This is a genomic window from Methylobacterium sp. 1A, from assembly GCF_058072805.1.
This window is the reverse complement of record NZ_JBYQVE010000001.1, coordinates 1663892-1682486: the sequence shown is the minus strand read 5'-3', so window position 1 is coordinate 1682486 and position 18595 is coordinate 1663892. Positions and strand designations below refer to the sequence as shown.

The 18595-nt window shown below is 73.1% G+C and carries 17 protein-coding genes; 4 read left to right on the top strand and 13 right to left on the bottom strand.

What is annotated here, in order from left to right:
• Window positions 1–11: 11 nt before the first annotated feature.
• The 10 genes from ACX9MN_RS08245 to ACX9MN_RS08200 all read right to left on the bottom strand — a co-directional run bounded on the left by ACX9MN_RS08245 (window position 12) and on the right by ACX9MN_RS08200 (window position 10294).
• Complete coding sequence (locus tag ACX9MN_RS08245; RefSeq protein ID WP_020094583.1) at window positions 12–779, bottom strand: DUF1223 domain-containing protein; 768 nt, start codon at window positions 777–779, stop codon at window positions 12–14.
• A gap of 7 nt (window positions 780–786) precedes the next feature.
• Window positions 787–1803 (bottom strand): lipid A biosynthesis lauroyl acyltransferase, encoded by a 1017-nt coding sequence (locus ACX9MN_RS08240; protein WP_489724166.1) that lies wholly within the window; start codon window positions 1801–1803, stop codon window positions 787–789.
• Window positions 1804–1943: 140 nt separating this feature from the next.
• Window positions 1944–2966 carry a zinc-binding dehydrogenase gene (locus ACX9MN_RS08235; RefSeq protein ID WP_489724165.1) on the bottom strand — a complete coding sequence of 341 codons (1023 nt, stop codon included), beginning with the start codon at window positions 2964–2966 and terminating at the stop codon, window positions 1944–1946.
• 11 nt (window positions 2967–2977) lie between these two features.
• Window positions 2978–3265: an SH3 domain-containing protein gene (locus tag ACX9MN_RS08230; protein WP_482958387.1), complete on the bottom strand. Its 288-nt coding sequence runs from the start codon at window positions 3263–3265 to the stop codon at window positions 2978–2980.
• Window positions 3266–3297: 32 nt separating this feature from the next.
• A complete protein-coding gene (locus ACX9MN_RS08225) occupies window positions 3298–4065 on the bottom strand; it encodes an SDR family oxidoreductase (protein ID WP_489724164.1) in 768 nt (255 codons plus the stop codon).
• On the bottom strand, window positions 4062–5345 hold the full coding sequence (locus tag ACX9MN_RS08220; RefSeq protein ID WP_489724163.1) for a beta-ketoacyl-ACP synthase: 1284 nt from the start codon (window positions 5343–5345) through the stop codon (window positions 4062–4064). The genes ACX9MN_RS08225 and ACX9MN_RS08220 overlap by 4 nt, the downstream gene beginning before the upstream one ends.
• Before the next feature lie 99 nt (window positions 5346–5444).
• Window positions 5445–6710, bottom strand: a complete 1266-nt coding sequence (locus ACX9MN_RS08215) for a Zn-dependent hydrolase (RefSeq protein ID WP_419545634.1) — start codon at window positions 6708–6710, stop codon at window positions 5445–5447.
• Window positions 6711–6827: 117 nt separating this feature from the next.
• Window positions 6828–7289, bottom strand: coding sequence for a tellurite resistance TerB family protein (locus tag ACX9MN_RS08210; protein WP_489724162.1), 462 nt, complete (start codon window positions 7287–7289; stop codon window positions 6828–6830).
• Window positions 7290–7519: 230 nt separating this feature from the next.
• Entirely contained in the window at window positions 7520–8686 is a 1167-nt protein-coding gene (locus ACX9MN_RS08205) for a carboxylate-amine ligase (RefSeq protein WP_489724161.1), read from the bottom strand.
• 90 nt (window positions 8687–8776) lie between these two features.
• Window positions 8777–10294: a CYTH and CHAD domain-containing protein gene (locus ACX9MN_RS08200; RefSeq protein WP_489724160.1), complete on the bottom strand. Its 1518-nt coding sequence runs from the start codon at window positions 10292–10294 to the stop codon at window positions 8777–8779.
• Window positions 10295–10669: 375 nt separating this feature from the next.
• Here ACX9MN_RS08200 and selB point away from each other — a divergent pair, with 375 nt between their 5' ends.
• Complete coding sequence (gene selB, locus ACX9MN_RS08195) at window positions 10670–12607, top strand: selenocysteine-specific translation elongation factor (protein WP_489724159.1); 1938 nt, start codon at window positions 10670–10672, stop codon at window positions 12605–12607.
• A gap of 83 nt (window positions 12608–12690) precedes the next feature.
• On the opposite strand, the gene ACX9MN_RS08190 is transcribed toward selB, so the two are convergent.
• The 3 genes from ACX9MN_RS08190 to ACX9MN_RS08180 form a co-directional block, all read right to left on the bottom strand.
• On the bottom strand, window positions 12691–12990 hold the full coding sequence (locus ACX9MN_RS08190; protein ID WP_489724158.1) for a hypothetical protein: 300 nt from the start codon (window positions 12988–12990) through the stop codon (window positions 12691–12693).
• A 98-nt stretch (window positions 12991–13088) separates the two neighbouring features.
• Window positions 13089–13367, bottom strand: a complete 279-nt coding sequence (locus ACX9MN_RS08185) for an MSMEG_0570 family nitrogen starvation response protein (RefSeq protein WP_489724157.1) — start codon at window positions 13365–13367, stop codon at window positions 13089–13091.
• Complete coding sequence (locus ACX9MN_RS08180) at window positions 13360–14586, bottom strand: MSMEG_0565 family glycosyltransferase (RefSeq protein WP_489724156.1); 1227 nt, start codon at window positions 14584–14586, stop codon at window positions 13360–13362. The genes ACX9MN_RS08185 and ACX9MN_RS08180 overlap by 8 nt, the downstream gene beginning before the upstream one ends.
• A 332-nt stretch (window positions 14587–14918) precedes the next feature.
• Between ACX9MN_RS08180 and ACX9MN_RS08175 the strand changes: the two genes are divergently transcribed.
• The 3 genes from ACX9MN_RS08175 (at window position 14919) to ACX9MN_RS08165 (ending at window position 18539) form a co-directional block, all read left to right on the top strand.
• Complete coding sequence (locus ACX9MN_RS08175) at window positions 14919–15728, top strand: SGNH/GDSL hydrolase family protein (RefSeq protein ID WP_489724155.1); 810 nt, start codon at window positions 14919–14921, stop codon at window positions 15726–15728.
• 124 nt (window positions 15729–15852) lie between these two features.
• A complete protein-coding gene (gene hslV, locus ACX9MN_RS08170) occupies window positions 15853–16380 on the top strand; it encodes an ATP-dependent protease subunit HslV (RefSeq protein ID WP_020094598.1) in 528 nt (175 codons plus the stop codon).
• Window positions 16381–16850: 470 nt separating this feature from the next.
• Entirely contained in the window at window positions 16851–18539 is a 1689-nt protein-coding gene (locus ACX9MN_RS08165) for a methyl-accepting chemotaxis protein (protein WP_331299853.1), read from the top strand.
• Window positions 18540–18595 lie beyond the last annotated feature (56 nt).

Below are 18595 nucleotides of genomic sequence, written 5' to 3'. Positions count from 1 at the left end.
CGACCCCGCTCCTAGAGCCCCGGTCCCTTGGCGGCCCCGAAGATGCGGCCCGGCTTGCCGTCGGCCGCGCCCTGAAGCAGGACAACCCAGCTGTCCGCGTCGGCGACGCGGGCCTGGGTGTCGGGCACCTCGAAGCGGGTCGGCTGGCCCGTCCAGGGACCGAGCCGCTGCATGCCGCGGACGACGTTGACGTAGGTCGCCGTCCGGCCGCCGTTCTCCCCGGACTGGATCGCGATGGCGCGGCTGCGGAGCACGGGTACCAGCCAGACGTCGCCGCGGATCTCGGTCTTGGCCTCCGGGGCCGCCCCGACCTCCACCAGGATCCGGTCGCCGTTGGTCTCCCCGCGCACCGGCACCGGCAGCCCGCCGTGCTGGCAGGCATCGCGGATCAGGCGCTCCAGGGCCGGCCGGTCGGACCCGACAGCGAAGCCGTTGCCGTCGACCACGACCTGGGGCGTGAAAACCTGTCGGGCCCCGCGGCCCCGCGCGTAGGCGCGCTGGCGCTCGGTCAGCGGCCGCAGCGCGAGCGTGTCCTTCCAGCCGAGATAGTCCCAGTAGGTCACCGGCAGGGTCAGGGCGATGACGCCGGGCTTGTGGGCGAGGTCGCGCAGGACCGGGTCGGCGGAGCGGCAGGCGCCGCAGCCCTGGCTGGTGAAGAGCTCGACCACGGCGCGGACGGGCTCGGCCCGCGCCGGCATCGCGGCCAGCGTCGCGCAGGCAAGCAGCGCGGCGCGGAGCGCGCGGCGGTCGCGGGTCGGGGCGCGGTGCCGGGGCGTCATCGATCCATCAGACCGTCTGCGAGGCCGAAGGTGAAATCACGTTGGCTTGAGAGATCTCTACTGTCGGTTGAAGTGGCGCCGGCGCCACTCTCGGCTTGGGCAGCATGTCGGGCCGCCAGCGGCGATGCATCCACAGCCACTGGCCGGGATTCTCCCGCACCCAGCCCTCGACCACGGCCGTCATCGCCTGCATGGCGCCGGCGACGTCGATGGTCCCGTCGGCCGCCCTGGGCAGGTCCAGGGGCGGCGTCAGCTCGAGGCGGAAGCGGCCCTCCGGCAGGCGCACGACGCGCACGCCGTGCACCGGGCAGTCGTAGTGGCGGGCGAGCTTGGCCAAGAGGGGGTTGGCGAGGCATGGCCGGCCGAGGAACTCCACCACGACGCCGCGGGTGAAGTGCTGGTCGATCAGCTGACCCAGGTGGCCGCCGGTCTCGACAACGTCGCGCATGGCGAAGACGGCGCCCGGCGTGGAGGCGGCGAGCCCGCCCATCGTCCGGCGGCGGACCTCCTGGACGAGGCGCGCGGCGGCGGGGTTATTCGGCGGTCGGAACACCGCGGTGGCCTCGAGGCCGAACTTGGCCGCGCAGATCGCCGGCAATTCCCAGTTCGCCAAGTGCGCCGAGAAGATCAGACCGGGCCGGCCGTCGTCGCGCAGGGCGTAGAAGTGCTCGATCCCGGCGACCTCCGTCCGCAAGTCGCCGGTGGCGGCGGGATCGTAATCGAACAGGCTGTCGAGATGGGCGTACTCGGCCCCCGTCCGGCCGAGATTGTCCCAGGCCTCCAGGGCGATCCGCTTCCGCTCCGCCTCCGACATGTCGGGGAAGGCCGCCCGGAGGTTCGCCATCGCCGTGCGGTGCGCCGGCAGGAGCGGTCCGAGGGTTCGCAGGAGCGCGGCGCCGAATGCCGTGGACCGGACCGGCCCGAGGATCCGGGCCAGCAGCACCAGGGCGCGGATCACCGGGATCATCGCGAAGCCCGCGAGGCGCGGGTACGACCGTTTGAGCAGGAGGGCGAGACGCAGCACAGTCGATTCCAGGATACGGTCCGGGCGGCCCCCCCAGCGCACCCGTACAGCGACGTTTACGACAAGTCTCCCGCAGCGCGAAATGCGGATCACCGCACCCGGTGACGGTGCGGCGCCGGGCGGGTGCGCCGCTGCCGGCGCTACAGGCTGACGAGGATCTTGCCGAACACCCGGCGCGATTCGAGGCGCTCCAGACCCTGCGCGAAATCCGCCAGCGGGTACACGGTATCCACCACCGGTCGAATGCCCGCTTCCATCTTGGCGAGGGCCTGCCCGATATTCGCGAGCGAGCAGCCGAACGAGCCGGTGATGCGGTACTGCTGCTGGAACAGCTGCATCAGGTTCATGGTCGCCGAGACGCCCGAGGTCGATCCGCAGGTCACGAGTCGGCCGCCGCGCTTCAGGCAGAGCAGGGAGCCGTTCCAGGTATCGGCGCCGACATGCTCGAACACCACGTCGACGCCCTTGCGCTTCGTGAGCCGGCGGACCTCGCCCTCGAAGCGCTCGGTGCGGTAGTTGATGACGTGGTCGGCGCCGAGCTCGGCGGCCTTGCGACCCTTCTCGTCGTCGCCGACCGTCGTGTAGACGGTGCAGCCGATCGCCTTGGCCATGCGGATCGCCGCGGTCCCGATCCCGGAGCCGCCGGCATGGACCAGCACGCTCTCGCCGGGCTCAAGGCGCGCGTTGTCGAACAGCATGTGCTGGACCGTGCCGAAGGCGATGCCCGCACAGGCGGCGTCGGTGTCGCTGACGCCGTCCGGCACCTTCACGACGAGGCGGGCCGGCATGGTCACCAGCTCCCGGGCGAAGCCGTCGAGATGGAAGCCCATCACGCCGGACACGTCCTCGCAGAGGTTGTCGCGCCCCTCGCGGCAGGCCTTGCACTCGCCGCAGGTCATGGCGCCGTACGGCACGACCCGGTCGCCCGCGACGAGGACGGTGACGCCCGCCCCGACCGACTCGACGGTCCCGGCCGCCTCCGCGCCGACGATCAGCGGCATCTTCCGCTTGGCGAAGGCCATGCCGCGGAAGCCCCAGACGTCGATGAAGTTGAGGCCGACCGCGCGGATGCGGATCCGGACCTCGCCGGGGCCGGGCGCGGGCGGCGGCTCGATCTCGGTGAGGCGCAGGTCGCGGTCGCCGAACAGTTGGAGGGCTCGCATCGTGTCTCTCGTCACTCCGGCGCCAGGTAGCGCCGCCGCGCCCATCCGAGGGCGCGTCCGGCCTTCACCCGGCACCACGTGGTGCGGCTCGGCGTGTCGTTGGTGCAGCCGAAGACCAGGGCGCGGCTGCGGATCTCGCCGATCTGCTCGGCGGACGGGTCCGGCTCGGCGCGGATGCTGAGCGGCTCGCCCGGCGGCAGGCCGGAGATCCGGTAGACCTGCGGCTCCGCCCGGGCATGGCCCGGGGCCAGGAGAGCCGCGCCGCAGAGGGCGGCGGTGAGGGCGAGGCTGGCGCGCATCGGCAGAATCGTCCGGTTCGGCGGCGCCACCGTCAGGTCCGGTGGACACCCATCATGGCGGTCAGGCCGCCATCGACGGGCAGCACGGTCCCGGTGAGGTAGGATGCCCCTTCGCCCATCAGAAAGGCCGCCAGCGCCGCGACATCCTCGGGCCGCCCGAAGCGGCCGGCGGGAATCTGGCGCTCCATCCCGTCGCGGTAGGCGGCGTAGCGCTCCATCATGGCGGTGTCGACGAAGCCCGGGGCGATGACGTTGACGGTCACGCCGCGCTTGGCCGTCTCGATCGCCAGGGTGCGGCAATAGGCGATGAGCGCGCCCTTGGTCGCCGCGTAGGCGGCGTTGCCGGCATTGGCCCGCAGGGCGGCCACGGAACCGATCGCCACGATGCGGCCCGCGCGCGCCCGGGTCATCTCCCGCACGAGCGCCTTGGCGAGGCGCGTCAGCGAGAAGAAGTTGACCTGCATGGCGGCCTCGGCGCGCTCCTGATCGAGCATCGCCGCGAGGGCGTCGCAGGACTGGCCGGCATTGTGGACGAGGCCGTAGTAGCCCGCGGCCTCGGCGGTCTCGCAGAAGGTGTCCAGCGCGGCCCGGTCGGCGAGGTCGAGGGGATGGGCCGCGAAGGGCCGGTCCGGGTAGGTGGCCCGCAATTCGACCAGCAGCGCCTGGGCGGCCTCGGCCGAGGCGCGGTAGGTGAAGTCGACGCCGAGGCCGGATCCCGCCAGCGCGCGGACGATCGCGGCGCCGATGCCGGACGCGCCGCCGGTCACGAGGACCCGGCGCGGGGTGTCGGCGGCGCTCACGCGGGCTCCGCGCCGAGGACCAGGCAGGTGTTCTGACCGCCGAAGCCGAACGAGTTCGACAGCACGGTCCGCACCGGCAGATCGCGGGCGGTTTCCACGATGTCGAGGGCGATGGTCGGGTCCGGCACGCGGTGGTTGATGGTCGGCGGGATGCGGCCGTGGCGGATGGTCAGCAGCGAGACCGCCGCCTCGATGGCGCCGGCCGCCGTGAGGGTGTGGCCGATCATCGACTTGTTGGAGGTGACCGGCAGGGCGGCCGCGCGGTCGCCGAACACCGCCGCGAGGCCCAGGGCCTCCATCTTGTCGTTCTCCGGCGTCGAGGTGCCGTGCGCGTTCACCGTGTCGATCGCCTCGGCCGCCACACCGGCATCGTCCAGGCTCGCCCGGATCGCCGCGATGATCGGCGCGCCGTCGGGGCTGGACCGGGTGCGGTGGAAGCCGTCGCCCTTCTCGCCGCAGCCGAGGACGTAGCCGAGGATCGCGGCGCCGCGCGCGACGGCGGCCTCGGCGTCCTCGAGCACCAGGGCGGCCGCGCCCTCGCCCATGACGAACCCGTCCCGGTCCTTCGAGAACGGCTTCGAGGCGGTCGCGGGCTCGTCGTTGCGGGTCGAGAGCGCCGAGAGCAGCGAGAAGCGGATCAGCGATTCCGGGTTCACCGAGCCGTCCGTGCCGATGCAGAGCGCCGCCGCGGTCTCGCCGCGCCGGATCGCCTCGACGCCGAGCTGGATCGCCGTGGCCCCCGACGAGCAGGCGGTCGAGAGCGAGATCGGCGAGCCCTTCGTGCCGAAGCAGTCGGCGATGCGATCGGCGACCGTGCCGAAGATGAACAGGTCGTGCCAGGGATCGAAGCGGCGCGTCGCCGCCGCCCGCAGGAGGCCGGCGTAGTCGACCGGGCCGTCGCCGCCCGCGGCCTCGGCCAGGGCCTGCCGCTGCGGCCACTCCATCTCGACCGGCGGGACCGCGATGAACAGGGCGCCCGGGAAATCGCCCCTGGCGCCGATCCCGGCCTGCGCCACCGCCTCCTCGGCGGCGACGGCGGCGAACCGCTCGGACAGGAGCGGCGCGACGAGCGGATCGGTGTCGAGGAAGTCCACCGTCCCGGCGATGCGGGTGCGCAGCGTGTCGGTCGGGAACCGCGCGATCGCGTGGATGCCCGACCGGCCCTCGGTCATGGCCGCCCACGTGTCGGCCTGTCCCTGACCGAGGGAGGAGACGACGCCGATGCCGGTGACCGCGACGAGCGGCCGGCCCCTGGCGTCGCGGTAGGATCGCGCGCTCATGGAGCGGTCCTTACGGGATTTTCCGCCGCGGTACACCTCCGCGCGGGCGGTGCGGCGCGCCCGGCGCCGGGACGACGGGCGCCGTCCCGGCGGGAAGCCTCAGGCGCGCGGCGCGTTGGCGAGGCGGAGCACCGTCTGCAGCAGGACGTCGGCGCCGGCGGCGCAGTCGGCCTGCGTGGCCGATTCCGACTCGTTGTGGCTGACGCCGTCCTTGCACGGCACGAAGATCATCGCCGCCGGGACCTTCGCGGCGAGGTTGCAGGCGTCGTGGCCGGCACCCGAGATGATCCGGCGGCGCGGATGCCCCAGGCTCTCGGCGGACGCGTCGATCGCCGCCACGATCGCGGGGTCGAACGGCACCGGCTCCTTCCGCCAGATCCGGGTCAGCGCGATCTCCAGATGGCGCCGCGCCGCGATCTCGGCGGCCGCCTCGCCGAGCGCCGCCTCCATCGCGTCGAGGGTCTCGGAGCGCGGATCGCGCACGTCCACCGTGAAGGCGACCCGGCCCGGCACGACGTTGCGGGAGGGCGCCAGGATCGCGGCCTCGCCGATCGTCGCCACCGCGGTGGGCGCGTGGCTCAGCGCGATCCGCTCGGCGGCCAGGGCGAATTCCGAGAGCGCGAGCAGCGCGTCGCGGCGGCGCGGCATCGGCGTCGTCCCGGCGTGGCTCTCGAAGCCGGTGATCACGCCGTCGAACCACATGATGCCCTGGCCGCCCTCGACCACGCCGATGGTCTTGCCCTCGGCCTCCAGGATCGGTCCCTGCTCGATGTGCAACTCGACGAAGGCGCCGATCTCCCGTGTGCCGACGGCCTCCACCCCGCGGTAGCCGATGGCGTCGAGGGCCTCCGCCACCGTGGTGCCGGCGGCGTCGCGCTTGGCCAGGATCTCGTCCGTGGTGAAGTCGCCCGCGTAGGCCGCCGAGGCCATCATGGCGGGGGCGAAGCGCGAGCCCTCCTCGTTGGTCCAGTTGACCACGAGGAGCGGCGCCTCGGTCTCGATGCCGGCATCGTTCAGGCTGCGCATCACCTCGAGCCCCGCCAGCACGCCGAGGACCCCGTCGAACTTGCCGCCGGTCGGCTGAGTGTCGAGGTGCGAGCCGAAGGCGATCGGCTTGCGGCCCATGTCGCGGCCCGGCCGCAGGGCGTACTGCGTGCCGAGTGCGTCGACCGACACGGTGAGCCCGGCCGCCTCGCAGGCCTCCCGGAACCAGTCGCGGACCTGGCCGTCCTCGGCCGAGAGCGTCAGGCGGTTGATGCCGCCGGCCGGCGTGCCGCCGAATTCCGCGGTCTCCAGGATCGTCGCCCAGAGGCGCGCTCCGTCGGCGCGCAGGTTGTGGGTCTTGCTGAGGCTCATCTCGGCCATGCCGGTTCCTTTCACGGCGGGTCGCCGTGCGACGCTGACGTTATAGGCGGGCGCGGCCGACTTGGCAGCGCTCCCATCACGCGCACCCGAGAGCAACCGCGGTGCCAACCGGGCCGGTCAGGCCAGCGGGCGCCGCACCGGGTTGGCGCGCAGCAGCGCGATCGCGTCGACCCGGAGGGCGACGGCGATCTCGCCGAGAGCGCCCGCCTCGATGTTGCTGATCCCGTCCTGGTCGGCGACGTCCGCGGCGATCAGGAAGACGTTCTCGCGCTGGGCCGCGGGCCGCTCGGCGACCGCCGCGACGTTGCGCAGGTTCTCGGCCCGGCCGAGGCGGGTGCGAGCCCGGGCGATGCCCTCGTAGAGCTCCGTCTCCAGCATGAGCGCGTCGTAGCCCTTCATCAGGACCGGGTCGGCCTTCAGGCCATGCAGGGCGGCGTCGAATTCGGGGCCCGCGACCTCGCCGTCGGCCACGATGACGTTGGCGGCGGCCGAGACCGCCGCGAGCATCAACGCCTTGTCGCCGGCATAGGCCGTCACGGTACGGCCGACATGGCCGAAGAGGTCGCGCAGGAGGCTCATTCCGGAGGGTCGGCCGCGGAGTCGGGGTGGCTGCTGGGACGCGAGGGATAGCAGAGGACGGCACGGAGGGAACCCGTCGCCGCGCGACCGGCCATAAAGGCGCGCGGTACCGGCGGCCAGACATCCTTCGGCAACATGGCCATGCGACTCATACGGCCGACCGCGTCCTCGAGCGCGGCCGACGGAACGCGGCCTCGACGATCCCCCCTCAGCCGGTTCCGCGCCCGTCGTCACGCCGCCGGAGCGATGTTCGGGTGCCCCCCAGGCCCGGACCTCGAGCCGGCGGCGGTCTCCGCCGCGAGATGATCGACCACCGCCGACAGAGCCGCGCGCTCTCGCGCGCCCGACCGGCGCGCGGCCGCGAACACGCCCATCTGCCGGTCGGCGCTGGTCCCCTCCGCCACGATCCGCGCCGCGTGCCCGCAGGCGGCGGCGCAGCCCAGCGCCTCGGCATCCTCGGCGATGTCGGCGAGGAGGGTCTCGACCAGCGCGGAGACCGGCACCGTCCGGACCTGCGCCTCGTCGATGAGCGTCGCGCGCACGCCGTCGCACTCGGCCCGCCAGAGATTCTCCATGACGAAGCCGCGGGAGGCGGCGGTCAGGCCGGCATTGAGCCGCTTATCCCGGACCACCCGGCGCACGAGGCAGCGGAACAGCGCGGCGATGCACAGCGCGTCGTCGAGGCGCGTGCAGCTGTCGGCGACCCGCAGTTCGAGGGTCGGATATTTCAGCGACGCGCGCACGTGCCACCAGAGATAGCTGGCATCCGCGATGGCGCCCGAGCGGGTCATCACGTCGACGTAGCGGGCGTAGTCGTCGGCACTCGCGAACAGCTCGGGCACGCCCGTGCGCGGCAGCTCGGCGTAGGCGCGCATCCGGTAGCCGGCGAGGCCGGTCTGCTGCCCCTGCCAGAACGGCGAGCCGGTGGAGAGCGCGAGCAAGACCGGCAGGTAGGGCAGCAGCCGGTTGATCAGCCCGATCCGCGCCTCGGGGTCCGGGACCTCCACGTGGACGTGAAGGCCGCAGACGAGGTTGCGCCGGCCGAGCATCCGGAGGTCGGCCATGATCCCGTGGTAGCGGGCCTTGTCGGTGGGGCGCTGGTCGCGCCACCGGGCGATCGGATGCGTGCCCGCGGCGAAGGTCAGGATCCCGCGCTCGGCGCCGATCGCCGCGAGGCTGCCGCGCAGATCCGCGAGATGCCCCCGCGCCTCGGCGAGATCGGCGGTCGGCGGCGAGGCCACCTCAACCTGGCACTGGAGCTGCTCGCGCTCAGCGTCGTCGAGGCGGGCCCGCACGGCGGCGTGGAAGGCCCGTAGTCCGGCCCGCGGCGTGCCGCGCGTGCGCGCATCGGCCAGGAAGAACTCCTCCTCGATGCCGAACCTGTAGGCGTGGGCCATCCGCGCTCCCTGCCCCGGACGGGCCGATCCGCGTCCGGCGAACGCCGCCGCACCGGCCGGGTTCCGACCGGGCCGGCAGCGCGAGAAGCCTCAGCGCCAGAAGGGCTTGACGTCGAGGAGCTCGGACCGTGCGTCCGCGGCCGCGTCGAGCAATTTCTGTGCCCCCGGATCGTCGGGACCCGGCATCGGTGGTCCCGACAGGCTCTCGGTCATCGTCCGGGCCGTCTCCAGATCGTTGAGCGCTCCGAGATGGTCCTGCAGGTCGGAGAGCGCGGCGCCGAACTTCTCCTGCCGGCGGACAGCCTTCTTCTTCCGGTAGAGACCGGCGAAGAACTCCGCGCCGTAGCGGAGCTTCTTGGCGGCGATCCGCGCCCGGTGCCGCGTGTGCGGATCGAGGTGCCGGAGGCCGCGCCCGCGCTTCTTGAGGCGCGCGCGCGCCTTGTCGAGCACCTGCGCGGCGAAGTGGCGCCCGTCGACGGCCGCGTCGGGGCCGGCGGCCCAGGAGCCCGCCTCGACCCAGCCGGCGAAGTCGATGACGAGCGCGCGCCATTGCGGGCTCTCGAGGGTCTCCGAGACCGCGTCGTACGCGGTGGCGCGCTCCGCCTCGGCGCGCGCGCGCAGGGCGTCCAGGCCGGGCTCGTCGGGGCGCTGTTCCGCGAGATCCGGCAGCGTGTCGCTCAGAAATACGTCGAGGTTGCGGGCGTGGCCGAAGGGCTCGGTGACGCGCTTGATCTCGTCGTTGAAGCCGGCCGCCCGGGGATCGCTCTCCAGCATGGGCCCGAACAGCGACAGCGCCGAGCGCAGGCGGCGCAGGGAGACGCGGATCTGGTGGAGCGCCTCGGGCGGGCGGCCGCCTTCCAGGAAGGCGGTCTCGTTGAGGCGCATGTGGCGCAGGCAGACGCGCGCCACCCGGCGGAAGACCTCCCCGGCGCTCGCGCCCTCGGGCAGATCCACGGGCTCGGCCTTCACGACGCCGGGCTCGATCCCGTCGAGGAGCGCGTAGCCGACCGCGCTCTTGGCTTTCACGCCGAGGCGCAGCGGCACGGTCTCGGCCAGCTCCCGCGCCAGCGCGAACAGGTCAGCCGGATCGCCGGACTGGAGTTCCAGCTCGACTTCGCAGAGCGGCGCGACGCCCGAGTCTTTCTCGACACGGCCCTCGTCGAGGGTCACGAGCACGCGGGACTCGCCCTGCGCGACCGGGACCTCCCGGCGCTGCACCACGGTGGCGAACAGCCGCTCCAGCGGCGCGTCGGCCTCGCGCAGGACCGGCCCGGCGGCCGTGTCGGCCCAGGCCGCGGGCTCCGGCGCCTGCCCGGCGATCTCGCTCTCCCACTCGGCCCGGTCGAACAGGCCGACGCCGCCGCTCCCGGCCTTCACGGTCTGGATATGGCGGTCGCCCTTGGCGCGGACGCGCAGGGTCAGGCCGTTCTTCCGGAGCGCGCGATCGGGCGTGTCGTAGTAGGTCGTCACCAGGGATTCGGGCTCGGTCGCCGACGCGTCCTTCAACCGGGGATGGGACGCGAGCGCCGTCAGATCCGGCCCGGCGCAGTCGAGCTTCAGCTCGACCTCGCGGGGCTCCGCCGCGGCGTGGCTATCGGTGTCGCTCATACGCTCCTCTTCGTCGCCTGCCCCGGCTAACGAGCCAGGGATGGGCTCCGGTTGCATCGCATCCTGCGTCGCATCTCGCGGAACCGGCATCGGGGCGTGACCGTCCGACGCACCCGCGGCAGCAAAGGCGGCGGCGCCGCCGTCGTCAAGCTGGGACGGGACCGGTCGCCCGCGGCGGATGGATGCTGCGCTGCGTTAAAATCGCGCTTTCCCAAAACGGCACGGCGTGGCAAGACAAATTGTCCACAATCCATCTGCCTCGCAGCCCCGGCCCCGACCGCCCGGAGGCGCACACGGCGCCGCGACGCGCCGGCGCGGCGGATTCCCCTTCGAGCGAGCGGTGCGCCCCTTGTGGACGGCGGCACCGCGGAGAAGATGCGGTCGGTGGCTGCTTTGAAGACACTCCTCGTCGGCGTGATCGGGCACGTCGATCACGGCAAGACGGCGCTCGTCCGCGCGCTCACCGGCGTCGAGACCGACCGGCTCAAGGAAGAGCGCGCCCGCGGCGTGTCCATCGTGCCGGGCTTCGCGCTGCTGACCGCCGCGCAGGGCGAGATCGACCTCGTCGACCTGCCGGGCCACGAGCGGTTCGTCCGCGCCATGATCTCCGGCGCCACCGGCATGCGGGCCGTTCTGCTGGCGGTCGACGCCCACGAGGGCATCAAGCCGCAGACGGTGGAGCATCTCGAGATCGCCGCCCTCATTGGCGTGCGCCGCGGTGTCCTGGCGCTGACCAAGGCGGACCTCGCGACGCCCGAGACCGTGGCCGCGCGCGCCGCCGAGATCGCCGCAGCGGCCGCCCGGGCCGGGATCGAGGCCGGCCCGGTCATCGCCACCTCGACCGTGACGGGCGACGGCCTGCCGGAGCTCGCCGCCGCCCTCTCGGCGCTGGTGGCGGAGACGGAACCGGTCCGCGACGACGGCTTCCCCTACCTTCCGGTCGACCGGGTCTTCTCCCGGCCGGGCTTCGGCACCGTCGTGACCGGGACGCTGCGACGCGGGCCGCTCGCGGTCGGCGACACCGTCGAGATCGCCCCCGGCGGCCGCACCGCCACGGTGCGCGGCCTGCAGATCCACGGGCGCGCAGTCGAGCGCGCCGAGCCGGGGCGCCGCACGGCGGTCGCCCTGCGCGGCATCGACCTCGACCAGATCGCCCGTGGGCAGGCGCTGTCGCTGCCGGGCCTGCTCGCGCAGAGCCCGTGGCTCGACGTGGCGATCACCGCGGCCGCGAGTCTGCCGGATGCTCTGGCGGGCGGCACGGCCTGCCGCCTGCTGTTCGGCACCACAGAGGTCGAGGCGCGGCTGCGGCTGCTCGACCGCGACGCCCTGGAGCCGGGCGCCAGTACCCAGGCGCAGCTCCACCTCGGCGAGCCGGTGGCGGTGCCGGCGCGGGAGCCCTTCGTGCTGCGGCTCGATTCGCCCTCCGTCACGGTGGCGGGCGGCCGGATCCTCGACCCGGCGAGCCGCCGCCGCCGGCGCCACGATCCCCGGGTCATGGCCGACCTCGCCGCCCTAGCGGCGGGCGGTCCCGCCGAGTCGATCACGGTCCGCCTCGGGCAGCTCGGCGCGGCCGGGGCACCGCTGAACGAGCTCGCCCGGATCGCCGGTATCGCGCCGGACCGCGCCCGGCAGGCGCTCTCCGAAGACGGTGCCCGCGCGATCGGCGACCGCTTCGTCGGGGCCGCGGCCTTCGAAGCGCTGCGCACCGGCACGCTGGCCGCCCTGGCACACCATCACCGCGACTACCCGATGGAGCACGGCATCGCCCTGGAGCGCCTGTCCCGCGCCCTGGCGCTGCCCGAGGCGGTGACCGGCGCGGTCCTGCGCGACCTCGCGGCGGCCGGCTGCGTCGCCCAGGCGGGCGCCCTGTGGCGACGGGCCGAGTTCGACCCCGCGCGGAACGAGAGCGAGGCCGCCCGCCGGCTAGAGCAGGTCTTCCGCCGCGCCGGCCTCAGCCCGCCCGACGAGGCCGAGGCCATCGGCCGGGACGTGCGCCGCCGCGAGGCGCTGACCTACCTCGTGGGAGCCGGCACGGTGATCCGCGCCGTCGACCGGGTGCAGCGCCGCGCCGTGCTGTTCCACCGGGAAGCGGTGGCCACCGCCAAGAGCCGCCTGATCGACGCCTTCCCGACGGCGCGGACGGCGGAGACCGGATTCCTGGCCCGCGAGGCCGGCGCGACCCTGGGAATCTCGCGCAAGTTCTCGATCCCGCTGCTGGAGCACCTCGACGCCACGGGATTCACCCGCCGGGCCGGGGATCGTCGGGTGATCGTCGCCCTCGAACCCGGTCGGGCGGTCCCGGACGCCGGCTGACGCGGCGCGCTCGCTGCGCCGGCGCCCCGCACTTCACCCCTCTTCCACGCTCGAGAAACGCGGCAGCGCGATCGGGAACGGTGCTAGTCGTCCACACCCAACCAGTCGCCGCGTCCGGGCTCGTAGCAGGTGTACCCGATCAGGCAGTTCGGGTTGTCGCGGGTCGGCCGAAAGGCGCGCCGCGCGATCTCGGTGGGCTCGCAGAACGAGCGGTCACGGACGAACCGATCGTAGGTCATGCCGCCAATCCCGAGGACGAGCGCTCCGCGGGCCTGGATGAGGCGGATCGTCTGCTGGCAGGTCATCGCCGTGGTGGACGGCCGCGTCTGCGCCGCCGCGGGTGACGCGGCCAGCACCAGCACTGCCGCAATCCGGGTCATCATCGCCTGGGCCTCCGCGCGCCGTGGGTCGTGCGGACAACCCGGCGCGCCGCTCGTGCGCGCCGCGTCGCCTCGCCGCACGGCGAAGCCGCGGGCCCTTATCAGTCCTCGAAGGCCTCGACGTGGACGGTCCCGGGCTCCTGGCGGCGGGCGCCCTCCTCGATCCGGGCGAGCTGCGCCTGCGCGCGGCCGCACGGGAACCCGTAGCGGGCACGGACGCGCTCGCTGGCGATGCCCAGGGCCAGCCGGGCCAGCGCGACGAACTCGTCGAGCGGGTAGTCCTGCCCGACCGCGAGGTGGTCCTTGATCACCAGCGACGGCGAGTAGCAGGCCTCGCGGGTCCCGTCCGGCCACCGGATATGGAAGCGCATCTCAGGCATCGCGCGGGACCCGCAGCGTGTTCCAGGCCGCCGCCCCCGTGGCCGCGGCCATCAAGGGCGCGTCCCCGGGCGCGAGCTCCGCGTAGGTCGGCAGGTGGCGCGCCGCGCAGGCGTCCCAGACATGGGCCCGGGCGACCTCCCGGCCGGCATTGCGCAGCCGCGCCCGCCGGCTCGGCTCCAGGCTCGCCCGCATGGCCGACGCGATGGCGTCGGTGTCGTCCGGGTTCACCGACAGGGCTTCGCCGGGGGCGATGTACTCGGTGAAGGGCGGCCGGCCCGACACGATCACCGGCGTTCCGCAGGCCATCGCCTCCAGAACGCACAGGCCGTAGCTCTCCGCGAGGGAGGGAGAGACCAGGGTGTCGGCGAGGCGGTAGAGGCCCGGCATGTCCGCCTGCGCGACGGCGCCGGTTCGGATCACCGGCAGCCCGGGCCCGACCTCGAGCCCCTCGCGCTCGAGCGTGGCGCAGCACCGGGCCTCGTAGCCGGCCTGATCGAGGGGCGGCGCGCCGCCGGCCACGACGAGTTGCGCGTCGGGGCAGGTCCGGCGCAGGGCCGCGAAGGCCTCGATGATCGCCAGCGTGTTCCTGCGCGCCTCGAAGCCGCCGACGCTGAGGAAGACCGGGCCGCCGCCGAGGCCGAGGCGGCGGCGGAGCGCGTCGTCCTCCGGCCCGGGATCGGGCGTGAAGGCCGCCCCGTCGACGCCCGTGCCGACCACGTCGGCCCGGGCGCCGTACTCGGCCGCCAGCGTCGCCGCCCAGGTCCGGCTGACGCAGAGCAGGCGCCCGGCATCGAGGATCGCCCGCTCCTCCCACTGCGCGAGCCGCGGATCCGTGAACGTGTCGATCCGGTGGACCGTGCGCACGAAGCCCGGGATCAGGCGGCGCCGGGTCAGGGTGGCGAGCGCGTTGCCGCTGATCCGGCACTGGGCGTGGAAGACGTCGAAGTCGCAGGCGGCGGGCGTCGAGAAATGCGCCAGGTAGTCGGCGATCCGGGCGCCGACCAGGGCGGCGGCCGGTCCCGCAACCGGCTTGGCCGCGACCGAGATCACCGGACACTGCGCCGCGCGGAAGAAGCCGCCGCCGGTCGGGTCGGGCGCGTGGACCACCGCCTCGTGGCCGAGCCTGCCCAGGGCCTCCCCGAGAGCCAGAGCATGGACCACGCCGCCGCGCGGGTCGGTCGAGTGCGTGAGGATCGCGATGCGCAAGCGGTCGACCATGGGACGGCTCACGGAGCCCCGCGGCCGGTCGGGGGACGCGCCGCGGCCCCGACCGCGCGCTCCGCCGCCCTGTCGGAGACGCGTCGGGTTTGTTCTGCATGGTTCATGCCGACTCGGCGTCGGGCGTGCGGGTGCCGCGACGCCAACGTCGCTGAGGTAGACCCGCCGCGCCGATGTTGCCGGGAATCCTCGGGCAAGGGCGCGCCTCCCCAATCATGCCTAATTTTGCGTTACGAATTCAGTGCGTTTTCAAACTCTGCCCGGAACCGCTCTTTTCAGGGCCCTGTGTCAGATTGTATCTACCGCTCACGAGAGCCGGAGCCGTCGGTCCCGTGTCCAAGACGCTGAACACTGTCTTCCCCGCCCGCAGGATGCTGCGCCGCCTGGGCTTGTTGGGCGCCCTCTTGGTCCTTCCGACGGCGGTCCTCGCCTACGCGGACCTGCTGCCCGAATCCCTGGACATGCTGGGGTTCGACCTGGGCGACAGCCCGGACCTGCCCCACGTCGCTCGCCAGATCGCCATCGGCGCCCCGCTCAAGATCGTCGCCTTCGGGTCGTCCTCGACGGAGGGCGTGGGCGCGTCGACCCCGGCCAACGCCTACCCGGCCCGCCTGCAGATCGACCTGCGCAAGAAGCTGCACGGGATGGACGTGGCGGTCATCAACCGCGGCATCGGCGGCGAGCACGTCGACGACATGCTGGCGCGCCTCGACCGCGACGTGATCGCGGCCGAGCCCCAGCTCGTCATCTGGCAGACGGGCAGCAACGACCCGCTGCGCGGCGTGTCGCTCGACCATTTCCGCGAGGCCACCGTGTCGGCGATCCGCCGGATCCGGGACGCCGGCATCGACGTGGTGCTGATGGAGCCGCAATGGTGCCCGAAGCTCGAATCCACGCCGGGCGCCTCGCGCTTCCGCGACGCGGTGCGCAGCATCGGCGACGAGCTCGACGTGCCGGTGATCCGCCGGGCCGACCTGATGCACGGCTGGGTGCGCGAGGGTAAGCTGACGACCAAGCAGCTCTTCGCCGCCGACGGCCTGCACATGGCCGACCGCGGCTACGCGCTCCTGGCCGAGGCCGCCGCGCAGTCGATCCTGCAGGATGCCGGCCCGGCGCGCAGCCCCGAGGCGGTCGCCGAGTAGGCGCGCGATCCCGGCACCGGCTGGACTCGGCCGGCGAAGCTCCCCATCTCGGCGCGATCGAGAGCGGAGCCGAATCTTGAGCCAGGACGCATTCAGGTACGATGACCGGGGCGCCGTTCCCCAGATGCACGCGACCACGATCCTGATGGTCCGCAAGGGCGGCCGCGTCGTCATCGGCGGCGACGGTCAGGTCAGCCTCGGCCAGACCATCGTGAAGGGGAACGCCCGCAAGGTCCGGCGCCTCGCCAAGGGTGCGGTGATCGGCGGCTTCGCCGGCGCCACCGCGGACGCGTTCACGCTGTTCGAGCGCCTCGAAGCCAAGCTGGAGCAGTATCCCGGTCAGCTGACCCGGGCCTGCGTGGAACTCACCAAGGATTGGCGGACGGACCGCTACCTGCGCCGGCTCGAGGCGATGATGCTGGTCGCCGACCGCGAGGTCAGCCTGCTCCTGTCGGGCTCGGGCGACGTACTGGAGCCCGAGAGCGGCGTCATGGCCATCGGGTCTGGCGGCAATTACGCCCTGGCGGCCGCCCGCGCGCTGGAGGACGGCGACCTCGACGCCGAGGCGATCGTGCGGCGGGCCATGACGATCGCCGCCGAGATCTGCGTCTACACCAACGGAAACCTCGTCATCGAGGCACTGGATACCTGAGACCCGGCCGGGCGGAGCCGGGCTCGCCGGCTCCGCCGCCGTCGCCGCGCGCTCGATCGCTCACGGTGTGCCCGTGTCGCCGGGATCCCGTCGCGGGCGCTCGCGCATCGGCGCGGGGTCTGCCCGGCTCTACGCGGGTCATCACAGCTTCCGCGCGAAACGCGCCGCGGGCGAATACGCTGCGGCGCCGGTCTTCGCATCCTGCAAACCTTCCTCGAAGCCGCGCACGAATCGTAGCGCCGCAACGAAATCCGGCTCGGCGCCTCTTATCTCAGGTTGTACTCGCCGACGACAACAGTGCGCGGGACGATCACCGACGCTCGATTGCTGACAGCAGGTTTTCAACCGCCGTTCAACCGGGTTCATCCGGGCGATACAGCCCGCTGTAAGACAAAATTTACAGCGTATAATTTATCACAACCGCCAGGGAACCAAATCCGAATTCCCGAATGGGGCCCTGGGGACTGACTATGCGCTCGATCAACGATGTCCGGATCGTAACGAAGCTGACTGCCGCATTCGGCAGCCTGGCGGCGGTCACGGTGGGGATCAGCGCCATCGGATACAGTCACCTGTCTTCGATCGAGCGCGTCAATCATCTCACGGAGCACTCCTATCAGGTCATCTCCGCCCTCGACGGCCTCACGCAGGCGATGGTCAATCAGGAGACCGGCCTGCGCGGCTACCTGATCGCGGGCGATCCGAAATTCCTGGAGCCGCTCCGCGCCGGCCAGAAGTCCTTCAAGGTGTCCCTGGAGAGCGCCAAGTCGCTCACCGCCGACAACGCCGCCCAGCAGGCGCGCCTGGAGGCCGTGCGCGGCTCGGCGGAGACGTGGTCGAGCGACATCGCCGCCAAGGAGATCGCCCTCGTCGAGGCCGGCAATCTCGACAAGGCCCGGCAGATCGAGGCGAGCGGCGCCGGCAAGGCGTCCATGGACGCCCTGCGCGCCAAGATCGGCGAGGCCGAGAAAGCGGAGCGCGACCTCCTCGCCGCCCGAAGCGACGAGCAGGCGCGCTCCTTCGGCGCCGCCTACCTCGCGAGCCTGCTCGGCAGCGTCGCCAGCGTCGTCATCGCGGGGCTGCTGGCCCTCCTCGTCTTCGCCATGCTGACCCGCCCCCTCGGCCGCCTCGTGGCCGTGCTGCAGCGCATGGCCCGCGGCGAGATCGAGGCCGAGATCAAGGAGGCCGCCCGCGGCGACGAGATCGGCGCGGTCGGGCGTGCCGTGGACGGGATCAAGGCGATGGTCGCCAAGAAGGCCGCCGAGGAGGCCGAGATGAAGCGGATCGCCGACGCGGCCGCCGCGGCCGAGCGGCGCCGGACCATGATCGAACTCGCCGACAGCTTCGATCGCGCGGTCGGCGGCATCGTCGGCATGGTCTCGTCCTCGGCCACCGAGCTGCAGGCGACCGCCCGGACCATGTCGGCGACGGCGTCCCAGACCTCGAGCCAGTCGAACACGGTCGCGGCGGCCGCCGAGGAGGCCGCCTCCAACGTCAACACCGTCGCGGCCGCGGCCGAGGAACTCGGCTCCTCGGTGCAGGAGATCGGCCGGCAGGTGGACGGCTCGGCGCATCTGGCGCAGCGGGCCGTCTCCGACGCCGATCAGACCGGCGCGCTCGTCCAGGAACTGAGCAATTCCGTGTCGCGGATCGGCGACGTGGTCGGGTTGATCTCGAACATCGCCGGCCAGACCAACCTTCTGGCCCTCAACGCCACCATCGAGGCGGCCCGCGCCGGGGCCGCCGGCAAGGGCTTCGCGGTCGTCGCCTCCGAGGTGAAGGCCCTGGCCGAGCAGACTGCCAAGGCGACGCACGAGATCTCCGGCCAGATCGCGCAGATCCAGGCCTCGACCGGGCAGGCGGTGACGTCGATCGCCGGCATCACCGACCGGATCCGCGAGATCAGCGGCGTCGCCACCTCGATCGCCGCCGCGGTCGAGGAACAGGGTGCGGCGACCCAGGAGATCGTCCGCAACGTCGCGCAGGCGGCCGTCGGCGCCGGCGAGGTCACGAGCAACATCTCCGGCGTCGCCGGCGCGGCCGAGGAGACCGGCGTCGCCGCCGGCCAGGTCCTCGACGCGGCCTCGGAGCTGTCCCGGCAATCCGAGCACCTGACTGCGGAAGTCAGCCGCTTCCTCGACACCGTCCGGGCGGCCTGATCGGGTCGGGCGCGGCGCCCGCCGCGCCCCTTCCTCATCAGGACCCTGCTCAGAGG